Origin of the sequence: Streptomyces sp. NBC_01216, from assembly GCF_035994945.1 — a bacterium.
Lineage (GTDB): Bacteria > Actinomycetota > Actinomycetes > Streptomycetales > Streptomycetaceae > Streptomyces.
Genome location: NZ_CP108677.1, coordinates 6,152,700 through 6,175,688 on the forward strand (window position 1 = coordinate 6,152,700; position 22,989 = coordinate 6,175,688).

General features: G+C 71.0%; 20 protein-coding genes. 15 read left to right on the forward strand and 5 right to left on the reverse strand.

The window, feature by feature from the left end:
* From secF to OG393_RS27730, 3 genes are all read left to right on the forward strand, one after another.
* A complete protein-coding gene (gene secF, locus OG393_RS27720; RefSeq protein WP_327377411.1) occupies positions 1 to 1,089 on the forward strand; it encodes a protein translocase subunit SecF in 1,089 nt (362 codons plus the stop codon).
* Positions 1,086 to 1,637, forward strand: coding sequence for an adenine phosphoribosyltransferase (locus OG393_RS27725; protein ID WP_327377412.1), 552 nt, complete (start codon positions 1,086 to 1,088; stop codon positions 1,635 to 1,637). The genes secF and OG393_RS27725 overlap by 4 nt, the downstream gene beginning before the upstream one ends.
* A 209-nt stretch (positions 1,638 to 1,846) precedes the next feature.
* A complete protein-coding gene (locus OG393_RS27730) occupies positions 1,847 to 4,321 on the forward strand; it encodes a RelA/SpoT family protein (RefSeq protein WP_327377413.1) in 2,475 nt (824 codons plus the stop codon).
* Positions 4,322 to 4,401: 80 nt separating this feature from the next.
* Here OG393_RS27730 and OG393_RS27735 read toward each other — a convergent pair whose 3' ends face one another.
* Both OG393_RS27735 and OG393_RS27740 read right to left on the reverse strand, forming a co-directional pair.
* Entirely contained in the window at positions 4,402 to 5,631 is a 1,230-nt protein-coding gene (locus OG393_RS27735) for a DUF349 domain-containing protein (RefSeq protein ID WP_327377414.1), read from the reverse strand.
* Between the two features lie 187 nt (positions 5,632 to 5,818).
* A complete protein-coding gene (locus OG393_RS27740; protein ID WP_327377415.1) occupies positions 5,819 to 6,613 on the reverse strand; it encodes a peptidylprolyl isomerase in 795 nt (264 codons plus the stop codon).
* Positions 6,614 to 6,769: 156 nt separating this feature from the next.
* Here OG393_RS27740 and OG393_RS27745 point away from each other — a divergent pair, with 156 nt between their 5' ends.
* Entirely contained in the window at positions 6,770 to 7,477 is a 708-nt protein-coding gene (locus OG393_RS27745; RefSeq protein WP_327377416.1) for an MBL fold metallo-hydrolase, read from the forward strand.
* 10 nt (positions 7,478 to 7,487) lie between these two features.
* On the forward strand, positions 7,488 to 8,750 hold the full coding sequence (gene hisS, locus OG393_RS27750; protein WP_327377417.1) for a histidine--tRNA ligase: 1,263 nt from the start codon (positions 7,488 to 7,490) through the stop codon (positions 8,748 to 8,750).
* A 157-nt stretch (positions 8,751 to 8,907) separates the two neighbouring features.
* Here hisS and OG393_RS27755 read toward each other — a convergent pair whose 3' ends face one another.
* Both OG393_RS27755 and OG393_RS27760 read right to left on the reverse strand, forming a co-directional pair.
* Positions 8,908 to 9,552 (reverse strand): response regulator transcription factor, encoded by a 645-nt coding sequence (locus OG393_RS27755; RefSeq protein ID WP_327377418.1) that lies wholly within the window; start codon positions 9,550 to 9,552, stop codon positions 8,908 to 8,910.
* Positions 9,549 to 10,751 (reverse strand): sensor histidine kinase, encoded by a 1,203-nt coding sequence (locus OG393_RS27760; protein WP_327377419.1) that lies wholly within the window; start codon positions 10,749 to 10,751, stop codon positions 9,549 to 9,551. Before OG393_RS27760 ends, OG393_RS27755 begins: the two co-directional genes overlap by 4 nt.
* Positions 10,752 to 11,065: 314 nt before the next feature.
* On the opposite strand from OG393_RS27760, the gene OG393_RS27765 reads away from it, so the two are divergent.
* Together OG393_RS27765 and OG393_RS27770 are read left to right on the forward strand one after the other, a co-directional pair.
* Entirely contained in the window at positions 11,066 to 11,689 is a 624-nt protein-coding gene (locus OG393_RS27765; RefSeq protein ID WP_327377420.1) for a vitamin K epoxide reductase family protein, read from the forward strand.
* 87 nt (positions 11,690 to 11,776) lie between these two features.
* Positions 11,777 to 13,132 (forward strand): replication-associated recombination protein A, encoded by a 1,356-nt coding sequence (locus tag OG393_RS27770; protein WP_327377421.1) that lies wholly within the window; start codon positions 11,777 to 11,779, stop codon positions 13,130 to 13,132.
* A 48-nt stretch (positions 13,133 to 13,180) separates the two neighbouring features.
* Here the strand turns inward: OG393_RS27770 and OG393_RS27775 are convergent, their stop codons facing one another.
* Positions 13,181 to 13,876, reverse strand: coding sequence for a DUF2470 domain-containing protein (locus tag OG393_RS27775; protein ID WP_327377422.1), 696 nt, complete (start codon positions 13,874 to 13,876; stop codon positions 13,181 to 13,183).
* A gap of 194 nt (positions 13,877 to 14,070) precedes the next feature.
* On the opposite strand from OG393_RS27775, the gene rpsD reads away from it, so the two are divergent.
* From rpsD to aroC, 8 genes are all read left to right on the forward strand, one after another.
* Positions 14,071 to 14,685, forward strand: a complete 615-nt coding sequence (rpsD, locus tag OG393_RS27780; RefSeq protein ID WP_327377423.1) for a 30S ribosomal protein S4 — start codon at positions 14,071 to 14,073, stop codon at positions 14,683 to 14,685.
* Between the two features lie 235 nt (positions 14,686 to 14,920).
* Positions 14,921 to 15,352, forward strand: coding sequence for a DUF948 domain-containing protein (locus OG393_RS27785; RefSeq protein ID WP_327377424.1), 432 nt, complete (start codon positions 14,921 to 14,923; stop codon positions 15,350 to 15,352).
* Between the two features lie 6 nt (positions 15,353 to 15,358).
* Positions 15,359 to 15,709 carry a DUF6167 family protein gene (locus tag OG393_RS27790; protein WP_327377425.1) on the forward strand — a complete coding sequence of 117 codons (351 nt, stop codon included), beginning with the start codon at positions 15,359 to 15,361 and terminating at the stop codon, positions 15,707 to 15,709.
* On the forward strand, positions 15,709 to 18,378 hold the full coding sequence (gene alaS, locus OG393_RS27795; protein WP_327377426.1) for an alanine--tRNA ligase: 2,670 nt from the start codon (positions 15,709 to 15,711) through the stop codon (positions 18,376 to 18,378). The genes OG393_RS27790 and alaS overlap by 1 nt, the downstream gene beginning before the upstream one ends.
* Positions 18,379 to 18,380: 2 nt before the next feature.
* The gene (ruvX, locus tag OG393_RS27800) at positions 18,381 to 18,845 is read left to right on the forward strand and encodes a Holliday junction resolvase RuvX (protein ID WP_327378573.1); all 465 of its coding nucleotides are present in this window, start codon (positions 18,381 to 18,383) and stop codon (positions 18,843 to 18,845) included.
* A 101-nt stretch (positions 18,846 to 18,946) separates the two neighbouring features.
* Positions 18,947 to 20,725, forward strand: a complete 1,779-nt coding sequence (gene mltG, locus OG393_RS27805) for an endolytic transglycosylase MltG (protein ID WP_327377427.1) — start codon at positions 18,947 to 18,949, stop codon at positions 20,723 to 20,725.
* The gene (locus OG393_RS27810; protein WP_327377428.1) at positions 20,725 to 21,555 is read left to right on the forward strand and encodes a shikimate dehydrogenase; all 831 of its coding nucleotides are present in this window, start codon (positions 20,725 to 20,727) and stop codon (positions 21,553 to 21,555) included. The genes mltG and OG393_RS27810 overlap by 1 nt, the downstream gene beginning before the upstream one ends.
* 249 nt (positions 21,556 to 21,804) lie before the next feature.
* Positions 21,805 to 22,989 carry a chorismate synthase gene (gene aroC, locus OG393_RS27815; protein WP_327377429.1) on the forward strand — a complete coding sequence of 395 codons (1,185 nt, stop codon included), beginning with the start codon at positions 21,805 to 21,807 and terminating at the stop codon, positions 22,987 to 22,989.

Consider the following 22,989-nt stretch of genomic DNA (forward strand, 5'->3'; position numbering starts at 1 on the left):
ATGTCGAAGCTCGGCAATCTCGGCGCCCGGCTCCACCGCGGTGAGGTCGGCTACGACTTCATCGGGAACCGCAAGATCTGGTACGGCCTGTCCATCCTGATCACCATCACCGCCATCCTCGGCCTGACGGTGCGCGGGCTGAACATGGGCATCGAGTTCCAGGGCGGCGCGGTCTTCACCACCCCGAAGACCTCCGTCTCGGTCTCCCAGGCCCAGGAGTTCGCGGAAGAGGCATCCGGCCACGAAGCGATCGTCCAGGGGCTCGGCAACGGCGGTCTGCGCATCCAGGTCGGCGGCCTCGACACCGCGCAGTCGGACGAGATCCGCACGGAGCTGGCCAAGGACCTGGGCGTCACCGAGGACAAGATCGCCGCGGAGCTGGTCGGTCCCAGCTGGGGCGAGCAGATCGCCTCCAAGGCGTGGACGGGCCTCGTCGTCTTCATGATCCTGGTCGTCCTCTACCTCGCCATCGCCTTCGAATGGCGGATGGCCCTGGCGGCGCTGATCGCGCTCATCCACGACATCACCATCACCGTCGGCATCTACTCGCTCGTCGGGTTCGAGGTCACGGTCGGTACGGTGATCGGTCTGCTGACCATCCTCGGTTACTCCCTCTACGACACGGTCGTCGTCTTCGACTCCCTCAAGGAGCAGACGAAGGGCATCACCAAGCAGACCCGCTGGACGTACAGCGAGATCGCCAACCGCTCGATCAACGGCACCTTGGTCCGTTCGGTCAACACCACCGTCGTGGCGCTGCTCCCGGTCGCCGGCCTGCTCTTCATCGGCGGCGGTGTCCTGGGCGCGGGCATGCTGAACGACATCTCGCTGTCGCTCTTCGTCGGTCTCGCGGCCGGTGCCTACTCGTCGATCTTCATCGCCACCCCGCTCGTCGCCGACCTCAAGGAGCGCGAGCCGGCGATGAAGGCCCTGAAGAAGCGAGTGCTCGCCAAGCGCGCCGGCGCCGCGGCCAAGGGCGAGTCCCTGGACATCGACGAGCGAGCCGAGGACGCCGACGACGCGTCCGAGACCGCCGTCGTGGGCCAGCGTGCCCGTCGCGGAGGCCGGGCGCCGGAGCACCGCGGATGACCGCCGGCACTCCGGACGTCGCGGATCTGCTGCTCAGCCGCATCCGCGACGTCCACGACCACCCGAAGCCGGGCGTGCTGTTCAAGGACATCACCCCGCTGCTCGCGGACCCGGTGGCGTTCACCGCGTTGACCGACACACTCGCCACGCTGTGCGCCACGCACGGCGCGACGAAGATCGTCGGACTGGAGGCGCGCGGCTTCATCCTCGGCGCCCCGGTCGCCGTCCACGCGGGCCTGGGCTTCATCCCGGTCCGCAAGGCGGGCAAGCTCCCCGGAGCGACGCTGCGGCAGGCGTACGAGCTGGAGTACGGCACCGCCGAGATCGAGGTGCACGCCGGGGACCTGGCCGCGGGCGACCGCGTCATGGTCATCGACGACGTGCTCGCCACCGGCGGCACCGCCGAGGCGTCGATCGAGCTGATCCGACGGGCGGGTGCCGAGGTCGCGGGCGTCGCGGTGCTCATGGAGCTCGGTTTCCTGCCGGGCCGTGCCCGGCTGGAGCCGGCCCTGCGCGGCGCGCCGCTGGAGGCGCTGATCACGGTCTGACCACCGCGCGGACCATCGCCGTGTGATGCGGGGCGCCCCGGGGATTCCCCCGGGGCGCCCCGCCTGTCTTTCCGCTCTGTCCTGGTATGCGCAGGTCCGGCGCGTGGCGGCCGTCTCACGGACCACGCGCGTGAGCAGGGCGGCTCCCGGGTCGATACCATGGCCTTTCCGGGCCTGACCGGGGACCCGGCACCGCACGAGGAGCGCTCTTGCCAGACGAGGCCCAGCCACTCTCCGCCGCGCAGCCCGACCAGCAGGCCGAGAAGGCCGAGACGGCCGCCGCGGGGTCGGGCACGCCCCAGGACGAGCCGGCGGAGAACAAGCCCAGGCCGGCGGCCCCCGCCCCGGCCTCCGCTCCCAAGCCCGCCCCGGCCCCGCCGGCCCGCTCGGGTGGCTCCTCCAACCGCGTGCGTGCCCGCCTGGCCCGGCTGGGCGTCCAGCGCTCCTCCCCGTACAACCCGGTCCTGGAACCGCTGCTGCGGATCCTGCGCTCCAACGACCCGAAGATCGAGACGGCCACCCTGCGCCAGGTCGAGCGGGCCTACCAGGTCGCCGAGCGCTGGCACCGCGGACAGAAGCGCAAGAGCGGCGACCCGTACATCACGCACCCGCTCGCCGTCACCACGATCCTCGCCGAGCTCGGCATGGACCCGGCCACCCTGATGGCCGGTCTGCTCCACGACACCGTCGAGGACACCGAGTACGGCCTGGACACCCTGCGCCGCGACTTCGGCGACCAGGTCGCCCTGCTCGTGGACGGCGTCACCAAGCTGGACAAGGTCAAGTTCGGCGAGGCCGCCCAGGCGGAGACCGTCCGCAAGATGGTCGTCGCCATGGCCAAGGACCCGCGCGTCCTGGTCATCAAGCTCGCCGACCGGCTGCACAACATGCGCACCATGCGCTACCTCAAGCGGGAGAAGCAGGAGAAGAAGGCCCGCGAGACCCTCGAGATCTACGCGCCCCTGGCCCACCGGCTGGGCATGAACACCATCAAGTGGGAGCTGGAGGACCTCGCCTTCGCGATCCTCTACCCCAAGATGTACGACGAGATCGTCCGGCTCGTCGCGGAGCGCGCGCCCAAGCGCGACGAGTACCTGGCCATAGTGACCGACGAGGTACAGGCCGACCTGAGGGCCGCCCGCATCAAGGCCACCGTCACCGGCCGGCCGAAGCACTACTACAGCGTCTACCAGAAGATGATCGTCCGCGGCCGTGACTTCGCGGAGATCTACGACCTGGTCGGCATCCGCGTCCTGGTGGACACCGTCCGCGACTGCTACGCGGCGCTCGGCACGGTCCACGCGCGATGGAACCCGGTCCCCGGCCGGTTCAAGGACTACATCGCGATGCCGAAGTTCAACATGTACCAGTCGCTGCACACGACCGTCATCGGACCCAACGGCAAGCCCGTCGAGCTGCAGATCCGCACCTTCGACATGCACCGCCGGGCCGAGTACGGCATCGCCGCCCACTGGAAGTACAAGCAGGAGGCCGTCGCCGGCGCCTCCAAGGTCCGCGCCGAAGTACCGAAGAGGACCGGCAAGGACGACCACCTCAACGACATGGCGTGGCTGCGCCAGCTGCTCGACTGGCAGAAGGAGACCGAGGACCCCGGCGAGTTCCTGGAGTCGCTGCGCTTCGACCTGTCGCGCAACGAGGTCTTCGTCTTCACCCCCAAGGGCGACGTGATAGCGCTGCCCGCCGGAGCCACCCCCGTCGACTTCTCCTACGCCGTCCACACCGAGGTCGGCCACCGCACCATAGGCGCGCGGGTCAACGGGCGGCTCGTGCCGCTGGAATCGACCCTGGACAACGGCGACCTGGTCGAGGTCTTCACCTCCAAGGCCGCGGGCGCCGGGCCCTCCCGCGACTGGCTGGGCTTCGTCAAGTCCCCGCGGGCCCGCAACAAGATCCGCGCCTGGTTCTCCAAGGAGCGCCGCGACGAGGCCATCGAGCAGGGCAAGGACGCCATCGCGCGGGCCATGCGCAAGCAGAACCTGCCGATCCAGCGGATCCTCACCGGGGACTCGCTGGTGACCCTCGCGCACGAGATGCGCTACAGCGACATCTCCTCCCTGTACGCGGCGATCGGTGAGGGTCACGTCACGGCCCAGTCCATCGTGCAGAAGCTCGTCCAGGCCCTGGGCGGCGAGGAAGCCGCGAACGAGGACATCGCCGAGTCCGCGCCGCCGTCGCGGGGCCGCACCAAGCGCCGCTCCAGCGCCGACCCCGGCGTGGTCGTGAAGGGTGTCGAGGACGTCTGGGTCAAGCTGGCCCGATGCTGCACGCCGGTGCCCGGGGACCCGATCATCGGCTTCGTCACCCGTGGCAGCGGTGTCTCCGTCCACCGCAGCGACTGCGTGAACGTGGACTCCCTCTCGCGCGAACCGGAGCGCATCCTCGAGGTCGAGTGGGCCCCCACCCAGTCCTCGGTCTTCCTGGTCGCCATCCAAGTCGAGGCCCTGGACCGCTCCCGGCTCCTCTCGGACGTCACCCGGGTCCTGTCGGACCAGCACGTCAACATCCTGTCGGCGGCCGTCCAGACCTCCCGCGACCGTGTCGCCACCTCGCGCTTCACCTTCGAGATGGGCGACCCCAAGCACCTCGGGCACGTTCTGAAAGCCGTGCGCGGCGTGGAGGGCGTCTACGACGTCTACCGGGTCACCTCGGCCCGCCGCCCCTGAACCGTCCCCACCCCCGGACGACGGCCCCCGGGACTCCCTGATCACACGGGCCCTCGCCCGTGTGATCAGGGAGTGCGGATTCAGCCGCCGAACTCCTCCAGGCCCTTCAGTGCCTGGTCGAGGAGCGCCTGGCGGCCCTCCAGCTCACGGGCCAGCTTGTCGGCCTTGGTGTCGTTGCCCGCCGCACGGGCCGTGTCGATCTGCTTCTGGAGCTTGTCCACGGCGTCCTGGAGCTGCCCCGTCAGACCCGCCGCACGCGCCCGCGCCTCCGGGTTCGTCCGGCGCCACTCCGACTCCTCGGACTCCTGGAGCGCCCGCTCCACCGCCTGCATCCGTCCCTCGACCTTGGGACGGGCGTCACGCGGCACGTGACCGATGGCCTCCCAGCGCTCGTTGACGGACCTGAAGGCCGCTCGCGCCGCCTTGAGATCCGTCACCGGGACGAGCTTCTCGGCCTCGACCGCGAGCTCCTCCTTCAGCTTGAGGTTCTCGGTCTGCTCCGCGTCCCGCTCGGCGAAGACCTCGCCGCGCGCGGCGAAGAAGACGTCCTGCGCGCCGCGGAAGCGGTTCCACAGGTCGTCCTCGTGTTCGCGCTGCGCCCGCCCGGCGGCCTTCCACTCCGTCATCAGTTCGCGGTAGCGGGCGGCCGTACCACCCCAGTCGGTGGAGTTCGACAGCGACTCGGCCTCGGCGACCAGCCTCTCCTTGGCCTTGCGGGCCTCCTCGCGCTGCGCGTCCAGCGCGGCGAAGTGCGCCTTGCGGCGCTTCGAGAACGCCGAGCGGGCGTGCGAGAAGCGGTGCCACAGCTCGTCGTCGGACTTCCGGTCGAGCCGGGGCAGGCCCTTCCAGGTGTCCACCAGCGCGCGCAGCCGCTCGCCGGCGGACCGCCACTGCTCGCTCCGCGCGAGCTCCTCGGCCTCCTTGACCAGCGACTCCTTGGCGGCCCGCGCCTCGTCGGTCTGCCGGGCCTTCTGGACCTTGCGCTCCTCGCGACGCGACTCCACCGTCTCGACCAGCTTGTCGAGCCGAGCGGTCAGCGCGGCCAGGTCACCCACGGCGTGATGCTCGTCGACCTGCTGCCGGATGTGCTCGATGGCGACAGTGGCGTCCTTCGCCGAGAGGTCGGTGGTCTTCACCCGCTTCTCGAGGAGGCCGATCTCGACAACCAAGCCCTCGTACTTGCGCTCGAAGTAGGCCAGAGCCTCCTCCGGAGTGCCGGCCTGCCACGATCCGACGACCTTCTCGCCCTCGGCAGTACGCACGTACACGGTGCCCGTCTCGTCGACGCGGCCCCACGGGTCGCTGCTCACAGCGCCTCCTCCACATGATGCCGGCGAGGGGGTTGTGCCCCCTGGGCATCGTCCACAGTTTCCCGGCGGGCCTCGCCCGCCCTCCACAGCACGAGACACGGCCCGTGCTGCACAACGCCAATCTAGGCGAACCGCCGCCCGGCTGTCCGCTCTCAGCGCGACCGAAAATACTCGGTCGCGCCGCACGTCACTTCTTGCCGACGGTGGCCTTCTCGATGGTGACGGCCTTCTTGGGCGCACCGTCCGTGGCGCCGCCCTCGACGCCCCCCTTCGCGACCTCCTGGACGACCTTGAGACCGGCCGCGTCGATCGTGCCGAAGGGCGTGTAGCTCGGTGGCAGCTTGGTGTCCTTGTAGACCAGGAAGAACTGGCTGCCGCCGGTGCCCGGCTGGCCCGTGTTGGCCATGGCCACCGTCCCGGCCGGGTAGGTCACCGCGCCGTCGGCGCCCGCCTTGCCCAGGGCGTCCAGGTTCTCGTCCGGGATGTTGTAGCCCGGCCCGCCGGTGCCGTCGCCGTCCGGGTCACCGCACTGGAGGACGAAGATGCCCTCCGTGGTGAGACGGTGGCATTTCGTCCCGTCGAAGTACTTCTTGTCGGCCAGGTACTTGAACGAGTTCACCGTCCGAGGCGTCTTCGCCGCGTCCATGGCGAAGGAGACCTCGCCCTGGTTCGTCTTGAGAGCCATCGTGTAGGCGGCCTTCGGGTCGATGTCCAGCGCCGGCTCGGGCGCCTTGGACTCGCTCTGCGTGGGCTCCGCGTTCTCGGGGGAGTCGCTCGCCGTGTTGTCGGAGCTCTTCTTCCCGTCGTCCGTCAAGGACACCGAGGCGTACACCGCGCCACCCGCGGCCAGGACCACGGCCAGCGCGGCCGCGATCACGGTGTTGCGGCGCCTGGCCTTCCGCTGTGCCTCCTGCCGCCGCTGCTGCTGGCGCACGTACTTCTCCCTGGCGAGCTGCCGCCGCCGCTGATCGTTGCTGACCACCGGGTCTGCTCCTTGTCGCTCGTGTGTTCCGGCCCGGGTCGGGTGTGCCCGTACCGTATACGGGTTGGCTGTGGAATACGCAGCGCCGGTAGGCTCTGAGCTGTCGCCTTTCGACAAGGCGGCCTCCCCGTCGGACGACACACACTGAGGACGATCGTGCTTATTGCCGGGTTCCCCGCCGGGGCCTGGGGGACCAACTGCTATCTGGTCGCCCCCGCCGCAGGCGAGGAGTGCGTGATCATCGACCCGGGCCACCAGGCCGCCCAGGGAGTCGAGGAGACGCTCAGGAAGCATCGGCTCAAGCCCGTCGCCGTGGTGCTCACCCATGGACACATCGACCACGTCGCCTCGGTCGTCCCGGTCTGCGGCGCGCACGACGTGCCCGCGTGGATCCACCCCGCCGACCGCTACATGATGAGCGACCCGGAGAAGGCCCTCGGCCGCTCGATCGGCATGCCGCTCATGGGCGAGCTGACCGTGGGCGAGCCCGACGACGTACACGAGCTCACCGACGGCGCGAAGCTGGACCTCGCCGGTCTGGAGTTCTCCGTCGCGCACGCCCCCGGCCATACCAAGGGGTCGGTGACCTTCCGGATGCCCGAGAGCGCGGAGATCCCCTCCGTGTTCTTCTCCGGGGATCTGCTGTTCGCCGGCTCCATCGGACGCACCGACCTGCCCGGCGGTGACATGGACGAGATGCTCGAGTCGCTGGCCCGCGTGTGCCTGCCGCTCGACAACTCGACCGTGGTGCTGTCGGGACACGGTCCCCAGACGACCATCGGCCAGGAACGCGCCACGAACCCCTATCTGCGGGACGTGGCCGCCGGCCTCGGGAGCACGCAGGCTCCCCGACGAGGAATGTGACGAGATCCACGTGAGCACCTTCAAGGCCCCCAAGGGCACGTACGACCTGATCCCCCCGTACTCCGCCACCTATCTGGCGGTCCGGGAGGCGATCTCCGGCCCTCTGCGGAAGTCCGGATACGGCTACGTCGAGACCCCCGGCTTCGAGGACGTCAACCTGTTCGCCCGTGGTGTCGGCGAGTCCACCGACATCGTCACCAAGGAGATGTACGCCTTCGAGACCAAGGGCGGCAGCAGGCTCGCCCTGCGGCCCGAGGGCACGGCCTCCGTGCTGCGCGCGGCCCTGGAGTCCGGACTGCACAAGCGGGGCAACCTGCCCGTCAAGCTCTGGTACTCCGGCTCCTACTACCGCTACGAGCGCCCGCAGAAGGGCCGCTACCGCCACTTCTCGCAGGTCGGCGCCGAGGCGATCGGCGCGGAGGACCCGGCGCTCGACGCGGAGCTGATCATCCTCGCCGACGAGGCGTACCGCTCGCTGGGCCTGCGGAACTTCCGCATCCTGCTCAACTCCCTCGGGGACAGGGAATGCCGCCCCGTCTACCGGGAGGCCCTCCAGACCTTCCTGCGCGGTCTCGACCTCGACGAGGACACCCTGCGCCGCGCCGAGATCAACCCGCTGCGCGTGCTCGACGACAAGCGCGAGGCCGTGCGGAAGCAGCTGACAGGGGCGCCGCTGCTGCGCGACTACCTCTGCGACGCGTGCAAGGCGTACCACGAGGAGGTGCGCGCCCTGATCACCGCGGCGGGGGTGGTCTTCGAGGACGACGCGAAACTGGTCCGCGGCCTGGACTACTACACCCGGACGACCTTCGAGTTCGTCCACGACGGTCTCGGCTCCCAGTCCGCCGTCGGCGGCGGCGGACGCTACGACGGCCTCTCCGAGATGATCGGCGGCCCCGCGCTTCCGTCCGTCGGCTGGGCCCTCGGCGTCGACCGCACGGTCCTGGCCCTGGAGGCGGAGGGCGTCGAGCCGGCCATCCCGGCCGTGACCAGCGTCTTCGCGGTGCCGATCGGCGAGGAGGCGCGCCACGTGCTCTTCGGCAAGGTCACCGAGCTGCGCAGGGCGGGGATCGCGACGGACTTCTCCTTCGGCGGCAAGGGTCTGAAGGGCGCGATGAAGGACGCCAACCGCTCCGGCGCCCGCCTCACGGTCGTCGCCGGCGAGCGCGACCTGGCCGAGGGCGTCGTCCAGCTCAAGGACATGGAGTCCGGCGAGCAGACCCCGGTCGCCCTCGACGACCTGGTCGAGGCGGTCCGGGCGAAGCTCGCCTGACACCCGTCCACACCCGGGCGGGGACCGTCCCTGACACCCGGCCCCGCCCGGCGGCGGTCCGTGCCCGTCCTCCCGGGCGGGGCGGACCGGTCGCGCCGGGCGGGGGGAGTGACCGCCCGGTCGGCGCCATCCCCCAGCCCCGCCGCGGTCCAGGCGCTCAGCCGTCCAGCAGACCGTGCCGCAGGGCGCTCGTCACCGCCGCCGTGCGGTCGTCCACACCGAGCTTGCCGAAGGTCCGCAGCAGATGCGTCTTCACCGTCGACTCCCCGATGTGCAGCCGACGGCCGATCTCCCCGTTGGTGCACCCCTCCGCCACCAGGCGCAGTACCGCCGTCTCGCGGGCGGAGAGCCGGGGACGCTCCGGCCGTGACCGCAACTGGTCGACCAGCCGGGCCGCCACCGAGGGGGCCAGCACCGTCTCGCCCCGGGCCGCCGCCCTGATCGCGTCGGCGAGCTCACCCCTGGCCAGGTCTTTCAGCAGGTACCCCGCCGCGCCCGCCTCGACGGCCCGCAGGATGTCACCGTCCGTCTCGTACGTGGTGAGCACGATCACCCGGCACGGCAGTCCCGCGGCCGTGATCCGGCGGATCGAGTCCACACCCCCGCCGCCGGGCATCCGCAGGTCCATCAGCACGATGTCCGGACTGAGTTCGACGCAGAGGGTCTCCGCGACCGGCCCGCTGGACGCCTCGCCGACCACGACGAGACCGGGTTCGGGGGCGAGCATCCCGCGCAGCCCCTCGCGCACCACCGGATGGTCGTCGACGAGCAGGACACGGATGGGGGAGACGGGCGTGTTCACACGGGACTCCAGGCAGGGACGGGCAGTTCGACGGTGACGGTAGTCCCCTCACCCGGCGCGCTGCGCACCGCGGCGGCTCCGCCGACCTCGGCCGCACGGGCCCGCAACCCGCTCAGCCCGTACCCCTGATGCGGCGCCGAGGGGTCGAAGCCGCGGCCCTCGTCCCGTACGGACAGGACCAGCGCCCGCTCGCCGTAGTGCATCGACACCGAGACGGCCGCCGAAGTCCCCGCGTGCTTGCGGGCGTTGGACAGGGCCTCCTGGCAGGAACGGAGGGCCACCACTTCGAGGGCCGGTGGCAGGGCGCGCTCGGGACCGGTGACGGTCAGCACCACCGCCGTCTCATGACGTCCCGACAGCCGGCGCAGGGCCTCGGCCAGCGAGCCGCCCGCCAGGTCCGCCGGAGCGCCGTCCGTGACCAGGGCCCGCGCCTCGGCCAGGTTCTGGCGTGCCGTGTCCGCCATCAGCGCGAGGTGACGCCGGGCCGCGTCCGGGTCCCGGTCCACCTCCGACTGGACGACCTGGACCAGCATCAGCAGGCTGGTGAAGCCCTGGGCGAGCGTGTCGTGGATCTCCCGGGACATCCGGGCGCGCTCCGTGAGCGCGCCGTGCGCCGCCGACAGCCGCGTGACCTCCTCCCGGCTCGCGTCCAGTTCCGCGATCAGCCGCCCCCGCTCCTCGCTCTGGTCGAGCACCCGGATGATCCAGGTACCCAGCACGACGGAGAAGCAGCAGGTGACGACGGCGTACACGGAGTTGAGCAACACATCGGCGGCCTCCGGCCGCCAGACCAGGGCCCAGCCGAGGACGGGCGCCAGGTTGGTGACTCCCACCGCCACCTGCGCGGCACGCACCCGCAGCAGCATGTAGCACTGTGGAACGAGCGCGAAGGCGGCCACCCGCATGTCGCCGACCAGCACGGCGGCGGTCAGATACAGCGCCAGCGTTCCCACCACGAATCGCGAGGTGTGGGCGGCGCCCCGCCGGCCGGCCACCAGCAGGGGCCGCCCGGCCAGCAGGTACCAGGGCACCAGCAGGGCGAAGACGCCCGCGGCCGTCAGCCGCACCGGCCACGACGGGTGTTCCGCGCCCAGGGCGAAGGCGAGCGTGCCCGCCCAGACGACGGCGAAGTACAGGTCCCAGTTCCAGAACACCCGGTGGTGGACGTCGGAGTCCCGGGCGCCGGCGGGGTCGCTCATGCGGTGCCGGCGTACCTCCGGCGGAAACTCAGCGGGCACGGCGTCCGTCCTCCGGCGCACCGGGCGTCCGGCGCCAGGGGGCCGGGTACGGGCCTTCGGCCGGCCGCGGGCTCCGGGGCCGGCCGGGAGGGAGATCCCCTGCGCGGGCCCGGACCGCGCGTTCCGTGTGCGTCATGGACCGAGCATCCCGCGGAACGGCGCGTTCCCCGACCGTCCACCGGTCCTCCTTATGTCCACCGAACGGTGGACACCGGCGGCCGTGGGGCAGAATGACCGTGCCCAGTGGCAGGCCAGCGAGCGACGGAACGGCGGATATGACGAACACAGCGGTGGACCCGGTGTCCGGGGAGACGGACGGTCGCACGATCGGCGCGAGCCGGGCCCTCGCCTGGCTGTTGGTGATCACCGGCGCGGCCGGGCTGCTCGCCGCCTGGGTCATCACGATCGACAAGTTCAAGCTGCTGGAGGACCCGGACTTCACTCCGGGGTGCAGCCTCAACCCGGTCGTCTCCTGCGGCAACATCATGAAGAGCGACCAGGCGTCGGTCTTCGGATTCCCCAACCCCATGCTCGGCCTCGTCACCTACGCCGTGGTCATAGCGATCGGGGTGGCCCTGCTGGCGGGCGCCCGCTACCGCCGCTGGTACTGGCTGGGGCTGAACGCGGGCACGCTGTTCGGCGTCGGGTTCTGCACCTGGCTGATGTACCAGTCGCTGTACGAGATCAACGCGCTCTGCCTGTGGTGCTGCCTGGCCTGGGTCGGCACCATCGTCATGTTCTGGTACGTGACCTCGCACAACGTCCGCTCCGGGGTCGTCCGGGCGCCGGCCGGCCTGCGGTCCTTCTTCGACGAGTTCACCTGGGTGCTGCCGGTGCTGCACATCGGGATCATCGGCATGCTGATCCTGACCCGCTGGTGGGACTTCTGGACCCGGTGACGGCCGGGGCGGGGAATCGCCCGCGGGACCCCGGCGCCGGAGCGGGCCGGGCGGTTCTGTCGGTGCCCTGACTTAGGCTTCCTTCCCGTGGAGCCCGACCTCTTTACCGCAGCGGCCGAAGAACGCCAGGAGAAGGACCCGTCCAGCAGCCCCTTGGCCGTCCGGATGCGTCCGCGCACCCTGGACGAGGTCCTGGGGCAGCAGCACCTGCTGAAGGCGGGCTCACCGCTGCGCCGTCTCGTCGGTGAGGGAGGCGGCGGTCCGGCCGGCGCCTCCTCGGTGATCCTCTGGGGTCCGCCCGGCATCGGCAAGACGACCCTCGCCTACGTGGTCTCCAAGGCCACCAACAAGCGTTTCGTGGAACTCTCCGCGATCACCGCCGGCGTCAAGGAGGTCCGCGCGGTCATCGACGGGGCCCGGCGGGCGGCCGGAGGCTTCGGCAAGGAGACCGTCCTCTTCCTCGACGAGATCCACCGCTTCTCCAAGGCCCAGCAGGACTCGCTGCTGCCCGCGGTGGAGAACCGCTGGGTGACGCTGATCGCGGCCACCACGGAGAACCCGTACTTCTCCGTCATCTCCCCGCTGCTCTCGCGCTCCCTGCTGCTGACGCTGGAGGCGCTGACCGACGACGACCTGCGGGACCTGCTGCGCCGGGCGCTGGCGGACGAGCGGGGCCTCGGAGGTGTGGTCACCCTGTCCGAGGACGCCGAGGCGCACCTGCTGCGGATCGCGGGCGGTGACGCGCGACGGGCGCTGACCGCCCTGGAGGCCGCCGCGGGGTCGGCCCTCGCCCGGCACGAGACGGAGATCACCCTCCGCACGGTCGAGGAGACCGTCGACCGCGCCGCCGTGACGTACGACCGTGCCGGTGACCAGCACTACGACGTGGCCAGCGCGCTGATCAAGTCGATCCGGGGCTCCGACGTGGACGCGGCATTGCACTACCTGGCTCGGATGATCGAGGCGGGGGAGGACCCCCGGTTCATCGCCCGCCGTCTGATGATCTCCGCCAGCGAGGACATCGGGCTCGCGGACCCGACCGCCCTGCCCACGGCGGTCGCCGCGGCGCAGGCCGTGGCGCTGATCGGCTTCCCGGAGGCCGCGCTGACACTGAGCCACGCCACGATCGCCCTCGCCCTCGCGCCCAAGTCCAACGCGGCGACCACCGCGATCTCCGCCGCTCGGGCGGACGTACGGAACGGTCTGGCGGGCCCGGTCCCCGCGCACCTGCGCGACGGCCACTACAAGGGCGCTGCCGAGCTCGGCCACGCCCAGGGGTACGTGTACCCGCACGACGTCCCCGGCGGCATCGCGGCCCAGCAGTACGCCCCGGACGCGGTCCACGGCCGGCGCTACTACGAGCCGACGCGCTACGGGGCCGAGGCACGCTACGCGGACGTGGTGGAGAAGGTCCGCGAACGCCTGCGGGGCGACACCGGCTAGTGCCCCCTCCCTCCGGGCGGTGCGAGGGCGTACCGCCCTCCGCCGGGGTCACGGCGCGGTGGCGGCGAAGAGGCGGCGCAGGGCGCGGCGCAGGCCGGAGAGGTCGCCGACCGGCTCGGGGAAGTCGAAGCGCGCGTCGAAGCAGCGCCGCGGCCCGGAGCTGAAGCGGACGCGCAGGCCGAAGCGGTCCAGCGCCAGCGGCACCACGTCCTTCGTCGGAGCCATGGCCGCGGAGCGGGAGCCGAGCAGGCCGCCGAGCGCCCGCACCCGCTCCCCGTGGACCGCGTGCAGATGCTGGAGGAGTTCCGTCTCGTGGGCGTGCAGCGGGTCCGGGGCGGCGGCGGCGAACTCCTCCGGGTCGACCTCCGCGGCTCCCCACAGATCGTCGACCCGCACCTCGCCCACCTCCAGGCGGAGCATCATGGCGCCGGGGCCCGCGATCCCCGGCAGGCAGGTGAGCCAGCCGGAGATCCAGGCCCGGCCGCGGATGCGGTGCGGGACGGAGACCGGCGCGACGTCGGTGAGCTCCAGGACGACGGCCAGTTCGTCGTCCTCGGCGTGCGTGGCGGCCCGTACCGGCGGCGCGTCCGCCGGGAAGAGCAGCAGGACGTCGCCGTCCGGACCGATCACCCGGGCCTGGGGCACCGGCGGCTCCGGGTGGGGGTCCGTGACCCCCGGGACGAGGAGCACCGCGGAGCATGTACTCTGTACGAGAGTTCGTGTGCGCTCGGCTGCTGACGGCATCCGTGCGATTTCAAGCCCGCTGGGACGCGGCTGACCATGAGCTGAACGGACCTCCGTCACACCGATGCCATCCGAGGATGAAGCGTCGTTCTTTGTGCTGCTGTCTGTGATGCGCGTGGTGTTCCCAGGGCGAGACATGCGATCTCCTTGAGTAAGGTGAGCCTAACCTAACCTACAACGGAGGTCTGGAGAACGTGCCTAACCAGTCGCGTCCCAAGGTCAAGAAGTCGCGTGCGCTCGGTATCGCGCTGACGCCGAAGGCTGTCAAGTACTTCGAAGCCCGCCCGTACCCGCCGGGTGAGCACGGCCGTGGCCGCAAGCAGAACTCGGACTACAAGGTCCGTCTGCTCGAGAAGCAGCGCCTGCGCGCGCAGTACGACATCAGCGAGCGTCAGATGGCGCGCGCCTACGACCGGGCCAAGAAGGCCGAGGGCAAGACGGGCGAGGCGCTGGTCGTCGAGCTCGAGCGTCGCCTCGACGCCCTGGTCCTGCGTTCGGGCATCGCCCGCACCATCTACCAGGCCCGTCAGATGGTCGTCCACGGCCACATCCAGGTCAACGGTGGCAAGGTCGACAAGCCGTCGTTCCGTGTCCGTCCCGACGACGTCGTGATGGTCCGCGAGCGCTCGCGCGAGAAGCCGCTGTTCCACGTCGCCCGTGAGGGTGGCTTCGCCGCCGACGGCGAGACCCCGCGCTACCTGCAGGTCAACCTGAAGGCCCTGGCCTTCCGTCTCGACCGCGACCCGAACCGCAAGGAAATCCCGGTCATCTGCGACGAGCAGCTGGTCGTCGAGTACTACGCCCGCTGATCACGGCGTCGTCACTCCGCGCACTCCGCGGTTCCCAGCCCGCCGCCTCCCCGCCCTTTCCGGTGGGGGAGCCGGCGGGCTTCCGCGTTCACGGGGGCGTCCCGAGGAACAGCCGCGGGTGCGTCGCGCCGGCGGCGATGCGCGCCTTTATGCGGTACGGCGAGGGACCCCGGGCGCGATAGGGTCGGAGGACTACTTCTGGCAAGAGCCCAACGACAGCAGAGAGCGGTGCGGAGTGACCGGTGGAGAGGTTGCCGGGATTCTGGTGGCCGTGTTCTGGGCGATTCTGGTCTCCTTCCTCGCCGTGGTGCTGGTGAGGTTGGCGCAGACGCTCAAGGCGACCACCCGACTCGTGGCGGACGTGACGGAACAGGCGGTACCGCTGCTCAGTGACGCGTCCGCGACCGTACGGTCGGCACAGACCCAGCTCGACCGGGTCGACGCGATCGCCTCGGACGTGCAGGAGGTGACGTCCAACGCCTCGGCCCTGTCGACCACCGTCGCCTCCACCTTCGGCGGCCCGCTGGTCAAGGTGGCGGCCTTCGGCTACGGCGTGCGCAGGGCGCTCGGCCGGACCCGGGACGCCACGCCGCAGGCACCCGCGCCACGCACCGTCGTCCTGGGCCGCACCGTGCCGTCCGCGAGGCGCCGTAAGCAGAAGGGCTGAGCCGCGATGTTCCGCCGCACGTTCTGGTTCACCGCGGGCGCCGCCGCCGGTGTGTGGGCCACCACCAAGGTCAACCGCAAGCTCAGGCAGCTCACGCCCGAGAGCCTCGCCGCGCAGGCGGCGAACAAGGCGATCGAGACCGGCCACCGCCTCAAGGACTTCGCCGTCGACGTCAGGGCGGGCATGGTCCAGCGCGAGGCCGAGCTGGAGGAGGTGCTGGGACTGGAAGACGCACCCGGGAGGGAACTTCCGGCACAGCGCCGTCTCTTCGCGATCGAGAGCCCCGACCGGCACCCCGGCAAGAACCGCACGCAATCCCACCCCACGATCCCGTACAACCGGAATGAGGACCACTGATGGAGTCGGCTGAAATCCGCCGCCGCTGGCTGAGCTTCTTCGAGGAGCGCGGTCACACCGTCGTCCCTTCGGCGTCGCTCATCGCGGACGACCCGACTCTGCTGCTCGTCCCCGCGGGCATGGTGCCCTTCAAGCCGTACTTCCTCGGCGAGGTCAAGCCGCCGTTCGCGCGCGCCTCCAGCGTGCAGAAGTGCGTCCGGACGCCGGACATCGAAGAGGTCGGCAAGACCACCCGGCACGGCACCTTCTTCCAGATGTGCGGCAATTTCTCCTTCGGCGACTACTTCAAGGAAGGCGCCATCAAGCTGGCCTGGGAGCTGCTGACCACCTCGGTGGAGCACGGCGGCTACGGGCTGGACCCTGAGCTCCTCTGGATCACCGTCTACCAGGAGGACGACGAGGCCGAGCGCATCTGGCGCGACGTCGTCGGCGTCCCCGCCGAGCGCATCCAGCGCCTCGGCAAGAAGGACAACTACTGGTCCATGGGCGTCCCCGGCCCCTGCGGCCCGTGCTCCGAGATCAACTACGACCGCGGCCCGGAGTTCGGCGTCGAGGGCGGCCCTGCCGTCAACGACGAGCGGTACGTGGAGATCTGGAACCTCGTCTTCATGCAGTACGAGCGAGGCGAGGGCACCGGCAAGGACGACTTCGAGATCCTCGGCGACCTGCCGTCGAAGAACATCGACACGGGCCTCGGCCTCGAGCGCCTGGCGATGATCCTCCAGGGCGTACAGAACATGTACGAGACCGACACCCTGAAGGTCGTCATCGACACCGCCACCGAGCTGACCGGTGTCGGCTACGGCAAGGCCCACGAGAGCGACGTCTCGCTCCGGGTGGTCGCCGACCACATGCGCACCTCGGTCATGCTGATCGGCGACGGTGTCACCCCCGGCAACGAGGGCCGCGGTTACGTGCTGCGCCGCATCATGCGCCGTGCCATCCGCAACATGCGGCTCCTCGGAGCCACCGGCCCCGTCGTCGGCCGCCTGGTCCAGACCGTGATCGACACGATGGGCGAGCAGTACCCGGAACTGGTCACCGACCGCGCCCGGATCGAGACCGTCGCCCTCGCCGAGGAGGCCCGGTTCCTCAAGACGCTGAACGCCGGAAGCAACGTGCTCGACGGCGCCGTCGTCGAGACCAAGGCCGCCGGCGGCACCGTGCTCGCCGGGGACAAGGCGTTCCTGCTCCACGACACCTGGGGCTTCCCGATCGACCTCACGCTGGAGATCGCCGCCGAACAGGGGCTCTCCGTCGACGAGCCGGGCTTCCGCCGCCTGATGCAGGAACAGCGGGACAAGGCCAAGGCCGACGCCAAGGCCAAGAAGACCGGCCACGCCGACGTCGCCGCCTACCGCGAGATCGCGGACGGCAGCGGTGCCACCGAGTTCACCGGATACACCGACACCGAAGGCGAGTCGACCGTCGTCGGCCTGCTGGTCAACGGTGTCCCCTCGCCCGCCGCGACCGAGGGCGACGAGGTCGAGGTCGTCCTGGACCGCACCCCGTTCTACGCCGAAGGCGGCGGTCAGCTCGCCGACCAGGGTCGCATCAGGCTGCACAGCGGTGCCGTCATCGAGGTCCGCGACGTCCAGCAGCCGGTTCCCGGTGTCTCCGTGCACAAGGGGTCCGTACAGGTCGGAGAGGTCACGGTCGGTTCCACCGCCTACGCCGCCATCGACATCCGGCGCCGCCGGGCCATCGCCCGCGCCCACAGCGCCACCCACCTGACGCACCAGGCGCTGCGCGACGCCCTCGGACCCACGGCCGCCCAGGCCGGTTCCGAGAACTCGCCGGGCCGCTTCCGTTTCGACTTCGGCTCGCCCAACGCCGTCCCGGGCGCCGTCCTCACGGACGTCGAGCAGAAGATCAACGAGGTCCTCGCCCGTGAGCTCGACGTGCACGCCGAGGTCATGCCGATCGACGAGGCGAAGCGGCAGGGTGCCATCGCCGAGTTCGGCGAGAAGTACGGCGACAAGGTCCGCGTCGTGACCATCGGCGACTTCTCCAAGGAACTGTGCGGCGGCACCCACGTCCACAACACCGCCCAGCTCGGTCTGGTGAAGCTGCTCGGCGAGTCGTCGATCGGCAGCGGTGTGCGACGTGTCGAGGCCCTCGTCGGCGTCGACGCCTACCACTTCCTCGCCCGGGAACACACCGTCGTCGCCCAGCTCCAGGAGCTGGTCAAGGGCCGTCCCGAGGAGCTTCCGGAGAAGGTCTCCGCCATGCTCGGCAAGCTGAAGGACGCCGAGAAGGAGATCGAGAAGTTCCGCGCGGAGAAGGTCCTCCAGGCCGCCGCCGGCCTCGTCGAGGGAGCCAAGGACGTCCGGGGCGTCGCCCTGGTCACCGGCCGGGTCCCCGACGGCACCGGTGCCGACGACCTGCGCAGGCTGGTCCTCGACGTCCGCGGCCGCATCCCGGGCGACCGCGCCGCCGTGGTGGCCCTGTTCACCTCGGTCAACGGCAAGCCGCTGACGGTCATCGCCACCAACGAGGCCGCCCGCGAACGCGGCCTCAAGGCCGGCGAACTCGTCCGCACCGCCGCCAAGACCCTCGGCGGCGGCGGTGGCGGCAAGCCCGACGTGGCTCAGGGCGGCGGCCAGAACCCGGAGGCCGTCGGCGAGGCCATGCAGGCCGTCGAGCGCCTCGTGGCGGAGACGGCGTGACGATGCGCCGTGGCCGTCGACTCGCGATCGACGTCGGGGACGCCCGGATCGGGGTCGCCTCGTGCGACCCCGACGGGGTCCTCGCCACCCCCGTGGAGACCGTGCCGGGGCGTGACGTACCGGCCGCCCACCGGCGGCTGGGACAGATCGTCGAGGAGTACGAACCGATCGAGATCGTCGTCGGCCTCCCTCGCTCCCTCTCCGGGGGCGAGGGCCCGGCCGCGGCGAAGGTCCGTGACTTCACCCGCGTACTGGCTCGGAACGTCGCCCCCGTGCCCGTCCGGCTCGTGGACGAGCGCATGACGACCGTGACGGCGAGCCAGGGACTGCGGGCCTCCGGAGTGAAGTCGAAGAAGGGCCGGTCCGTCATCGATCAGGCCGCCGCTGTGATCATCCTTCAGAACGCTCTTGAGTCCGAACGAGTATCAGGTAATCCGCCTGGCGAGGGCGTCGACGTGGTCATCTGATCGCAATGCGGTAACGTTCCGCGCGATACGGCGGTGTTCGAACAGCTGCCGTACTACGTAGAGGCGGATCGTCCGGACGTCTCGCGGCTGTTTGGGGATCGATGACTGAGTATGGCCGGGGCCCCGGCTCCGAACCGTGGCATCCCGAGGACCCCTTGTACGGGGACCAGGGATGGGAAGGTCGGCAGCAGCACCCGCAGCATCCGCAGTACGGCGAGCAGGATCCGTACGGTCAGCGCCAGGGCGGCCAGGGCTACCACGCCCCGCACCCACCGCAGCAGCCGCGGCAGCAGTCCTACGAGGACGCCCCGTCCGGCGAGGGCCGGTACGAGGCGGGCCCCTACGGTGACGGCGGGTACGACCGGTCCGGCTACGGCGACCCGGCCTACGGGGGACAGCAGCAGAACGCGTACGGACAACAGCAGCCGCAACAAGCTCAGGGACAGGGCTACGCGGCCTCCGGATACCCGGAGCAGCAGTACGACACGGGCTGGGACACGGGACAGGCGGCGATGCCGTACGGAGGTCCCCCGGCCGACGTCTACGGCGGCCGGAACCCGGACCTCTACGGCACCCTCGAGGCGTACCCGCCGCCCGAGCCCCCCGGCCGGCGGCAGGACCCGCCGCGGCGGACGGCCGAGCCCGAGCCCGCGAACGACTGGCAGGCGGAGACCCCGGAAGAGGAGAAGCATCCCTTCTTCACCGGCGAGGACGACCGCGACGAGCCGGACGACGCGTACGACGACGACCCCGCCCGGTCCCGCACCCGTGCGGGCGGCCGGGAGCGCCGGGGCAAGGGCAAGAAGAAGAGCAGGAACGGCTGCGCCTGTCTGGTCGTCGCCCTCGTCCTGGCCGGCGGGGCCGGCGGCGTGACCTATTTCGGCTACCAGTTCTGGCAGGGGCAGTTCGGCGCGGCGCCCGACTACGCGGGCGCGGGCTCCGGCTCCGTCCAGGTCGAGATCCCCACGGGCGCCGGCGGCTACGAGATCGGCAACATCCTCAAGCGGGCCGGCGTCGTCAAGAGCGTCGACGCCTTCGTTTCCGCGCAGGGCAGGAACGCCAAGGGCAACACCATCCAGGCGGGCGTGTACACGCTGAAGAAGGAGATGTCGGCGGAGAGCGCCGTCTCGCTCATGCTGAATCCGGCGAGCCAGGCCAACTTCGTCATCCCCGAGGGCCGGCGGAACGTCTGGGTCTACGAGCAGATCGACAAGAAGCTCGACCTCAAGGCGGGCACCACGGAAGGCGTGGCCAAGAAGCAGGCAGGGAAGCTCGGCCTGCCCGACTGGGCCACCGGCCACACGAAGCTCAAGGACCCGCTGGAAGGTTTCCTGTTCCCGGCGAGCTACCCCGTAGCCAAGGGCCAGAAGCCCGAGGACGTCCTCCGCAAGATGGTCTCCCGGGCGAACCAGGAGTACGCCAAGTTCGACCTCGACGCCAAGGCGAAGGAACTCGGTGTCAAGGGGCCGTGGGAGCTCGTCACGATCGCGAGTCTCGTCCAGGCCGAAGGCACCTCGCACGACGACTTTCGGAAGATGGGCGAGGTCGTCTACAACCGGATGAAGCCCTCGAACCCGCAGACCTACGGCAAGCTCGAGTTCGACTCCACGTACAACTACGTGAAGGGTCAGAGCAAGATCGACCTCACGCTCGAGGAACTGCGGAAGTACGACAACCCGTACAACACGTACTTCTACCGCGGCCTGCCGCCCGGTCCGATCGGCAACCCGGGCGCCGAGGCGCTCCAGGGTGTCGTCAACCCGACGAACGACGGCTGGTACTACTTCATCTCGCTCGACGGCAAGTCCTCGAAGTTCACCAAGACCAACGCCGAGCACCAGAAGCTGGTCAAGGAGTTCAACGCGACCAGGGGGAACTGATGACCACACCACGGCGGGCCGCCGTCCTCGGTTCTCCGATCGCGCATTCGCTCTCCCCGGTGCTGCACCGGGCCGCGTACGCCGCGCTGGGCCTCGCGGACTGGTCCTACGACCGCTTCGAGGTCGACGAGTCGGCTCTGCCCGCTTTCGTCGCCGCGCTGGACGGCTCCTGGGCCGGTCTGTCGCTCACCATGCCGCTCAAGCGGGCGATCATCCCGCTACTCGACGAGATCAGCGGGACGGCGGCCTCCGTGGAGGCCGTGAACACGGTCGTCCTCACCGAGGACGGCCGCCGCGTCGGCGACAACACGGACATCCCCGGCATGATCGCGGCGCTGCGCGAGCGAGGTGTGGAGAAGGTGGAGTCCGCCGCCGTCCTCGGCGCGGGCGCCACCGCGTCCTCAGCCCTGGCCGCGCTCGCCAGGATCTGCGCGGGCCCCGTGACCGCTTACGTCCGCAGCGAGGCCCGCGCGGCCGAGATGCGCGGCTGGGGCGAACGGCTCGGAGTCGACGTCCGCACCGCCTCCTGGGAGGACGCCGCGGAGGCGTTCACCGCGCGACTGGTCGTCTCCACCACCCCGGCCGGCTCGACCGACGCCCTGGCCGCGAAGGTCCCGGACACCCCCGGCACCCTCTTCGACGTGCTCTACGACCCCTGGCCGACCGCGCTCGCCGCCGCCTGGCGGGAGCGCGGTGGAGCGGTCCTCGGCGGCCTCGACCTCCTGGTCCACCAGGCGGTCCTCCAGGTGGAGCAGATGACGGGGCGCTCGCCGGGGCCGCTGGAGGCGATGCGGGACGCGGGCGCCGCGGCGCTCGCCTCGGCCCGCTGAGCGGCGACGGCCACCCACCGAATCCGCCCTCCGGGTGTCCCGGCGCGCCCGTCCGGCGCCGGCGGGGCACGCCCTTCGAACCGGCGTCCGGGCCCCGGGTGATCGGCCGGGCTTTTCGCTCCGTGTCGTCCGACTAATGGACCGGCTATCAGCGCGGGGCCCCGGACGTGGGAGGATCGAGGTCGGCGGGCCAGGGCCGCGCACCCGGCCGTGCCGTTGCAGTGCCAGGCGCGAGCATGAGGAGCATCGTTGAGCAGGTTGCGTTGGCTGACTGCGGGGGAATCCCACGGACCCGCGCTGGTCGCGACGCTGGAGGGCCTTCCCGCCGGCGTCCCGGTCACCACTGAGCTGGTGGCCGACCACCTCGCGCGGCGGCGCCTCGGCTACGGGCGCGGCGCACGCATGAAGTTCGAACAGGACGAGATCACCTTCCTCGGCGGAGTCCGCCACGGCCTCTCCCTGGGCTCGCCCATCGCCGTGATGGTCGGCAACACCGAGTGGCCGAAGTGGGAGAAGGTCATGTCGGCCGACCCGGTCGACCCCGCGGAACTCCGGGAGACGGGCCGCAACGCCCCCCTGACCCGGCCCCGCCCCGGCCACGCCGACCTCGCCGGCATGCAGAAGTACGGCTTCGACGAGGCCCGGCCGATCCTGGAGCGCGCCAGTGCCCGGGAGACCGCCGCCCGGGTCGCCCTCGGCGCCGTCGCCCGCTCCTTCCTCAAGGAGACCGCCGGCATCGAGATCGTGTCCCACGTGGTGGAGCTCGCCGCCGCCAAGGCCCCGTACGGCGTCTACCCCACCCCGGCGGACGTCGAGAAGCTCGACGCCGACCCGGTCCGCTGTCTCGACGCCGACGCCTCGAAGGCGATGGTCGCCGAGATCGACCAGGCCCACAAGGACGGCGACACCCTCGGCGGCGTCGTCGAGGTCCTGGCCTACGGCGTGCCCGTCGGCCTCGGCTCGCACGTCCACTGGGACCGCCGCCTGGACGCCCGGCTGGCCGCCGCGCTCATGGGCATCCAGGCCATCAAGGGCGTCGAGGTCGGCGACGGCTTCGGCCTCGCCCGGGTCCCGGGCTCGCAGGCGCACGACGAGATCGTCACCACCCCCGAGGGCATCCGGCGCGCCTCAGGCCGCTCCGGCGGCACCGAGGGCGGCCTGACCACCGGCGAGCTGCTGCGCGTCCGCGCGGCGATGAAGCCCATCGCCACCGTGCCGCGTGCGCTCGCCACCGTCGACGTCGCCACCGGAGAAGTGGCCCAGGCCCACCACCAGCGCTCCGACGTCTGCGCCGTGCCGGCCGCCGGCATCGTCGCCGAGGCCATGGTGGCGCTCGTCCTCGCGGACGCCCTCGTGGAGAAGTTCGGTGGCGACAGCGTCCCGGAGACCCGCCGCAACGTGCGGGCCTACCTCGACAACCTGCAGATCCGGTGA

What these genes read in the sequence shown, in the direction of transcription:
- secF (WP_327377411.1), top strand. Translation starts at nt 1, where the DNA reads ATGTCGAAGCTCGGCAATCTCGGCGCCCGGCTCCACCGCGGTGAGGTC.
- OG393_RS27725 (WP_327377412.1), top strand. Translation starts at nt 1,086, where the DNA reads ATGACCGCCGGCACTCCGGACGTCGCGGATCTGCTGCTCAGCCGCATC.
- OG393_RS27760 (WP_327377419.1), bottom strand. Translation starts at nt 10,751, where the DNA reads ATGAGCGACCCCGCCGGCGCCCGGGACTCCGACGTCCACCACCGGGTG.
- OG393_RS27765 (WP_327377420.1), top strand. Translation starts at nt 11,066, where the DNA reads ATGACGAACACAGCGGTGGACCCGGTGTCCGGGGAGACGGACGGTCGC.
- OG393_RS27775 (WP_327377422.1), bottom strand. Translation starts at nt 13,876, where the DNA reads ATGCCGTCAGCAGCCGAGCGCACACGAACTCTCGTACAGAGTACATGC.
- OG393_RS27790 (WP_327377425.1), top strand. Translation starts at nt 15,359, where the DNA reads ATGTTCCGCCGCACGTTCTGGTTCACCGCGGGCGCCGCCGCCGGTGTG.
- alaS (WP_327377426.1), top strand. Translation starts at nt 15,709, where the DNA reads ATGGAGTCGGCTGAAATCCGCCGCCGCTGGCTGAGCTTCTTCGAGGAG.
- ruvX (WP_327378573.1), top strand. Translation starts at nt 18,381, where the DNA reads ATGCGCCGTGGCCGTCGACTCGCGATCGACGTCGGGGACGCCCGGATC.
- mltG (WP_327377427.1), top strand. Translation starts at nt 18,947, where the DNA reads ATGACTGAGTATGGCCGGGGCCCCGGCTCCGAACCGTGGCATCCCGAG.
- OG393_RS27810 (WP_327377428.1), top strand. Translation starts at nt 20,725, where the DNA reads ATGACCACACCACGGCGGGCCGCCGTCCTCGGTTCTCCGATCGCGCAT.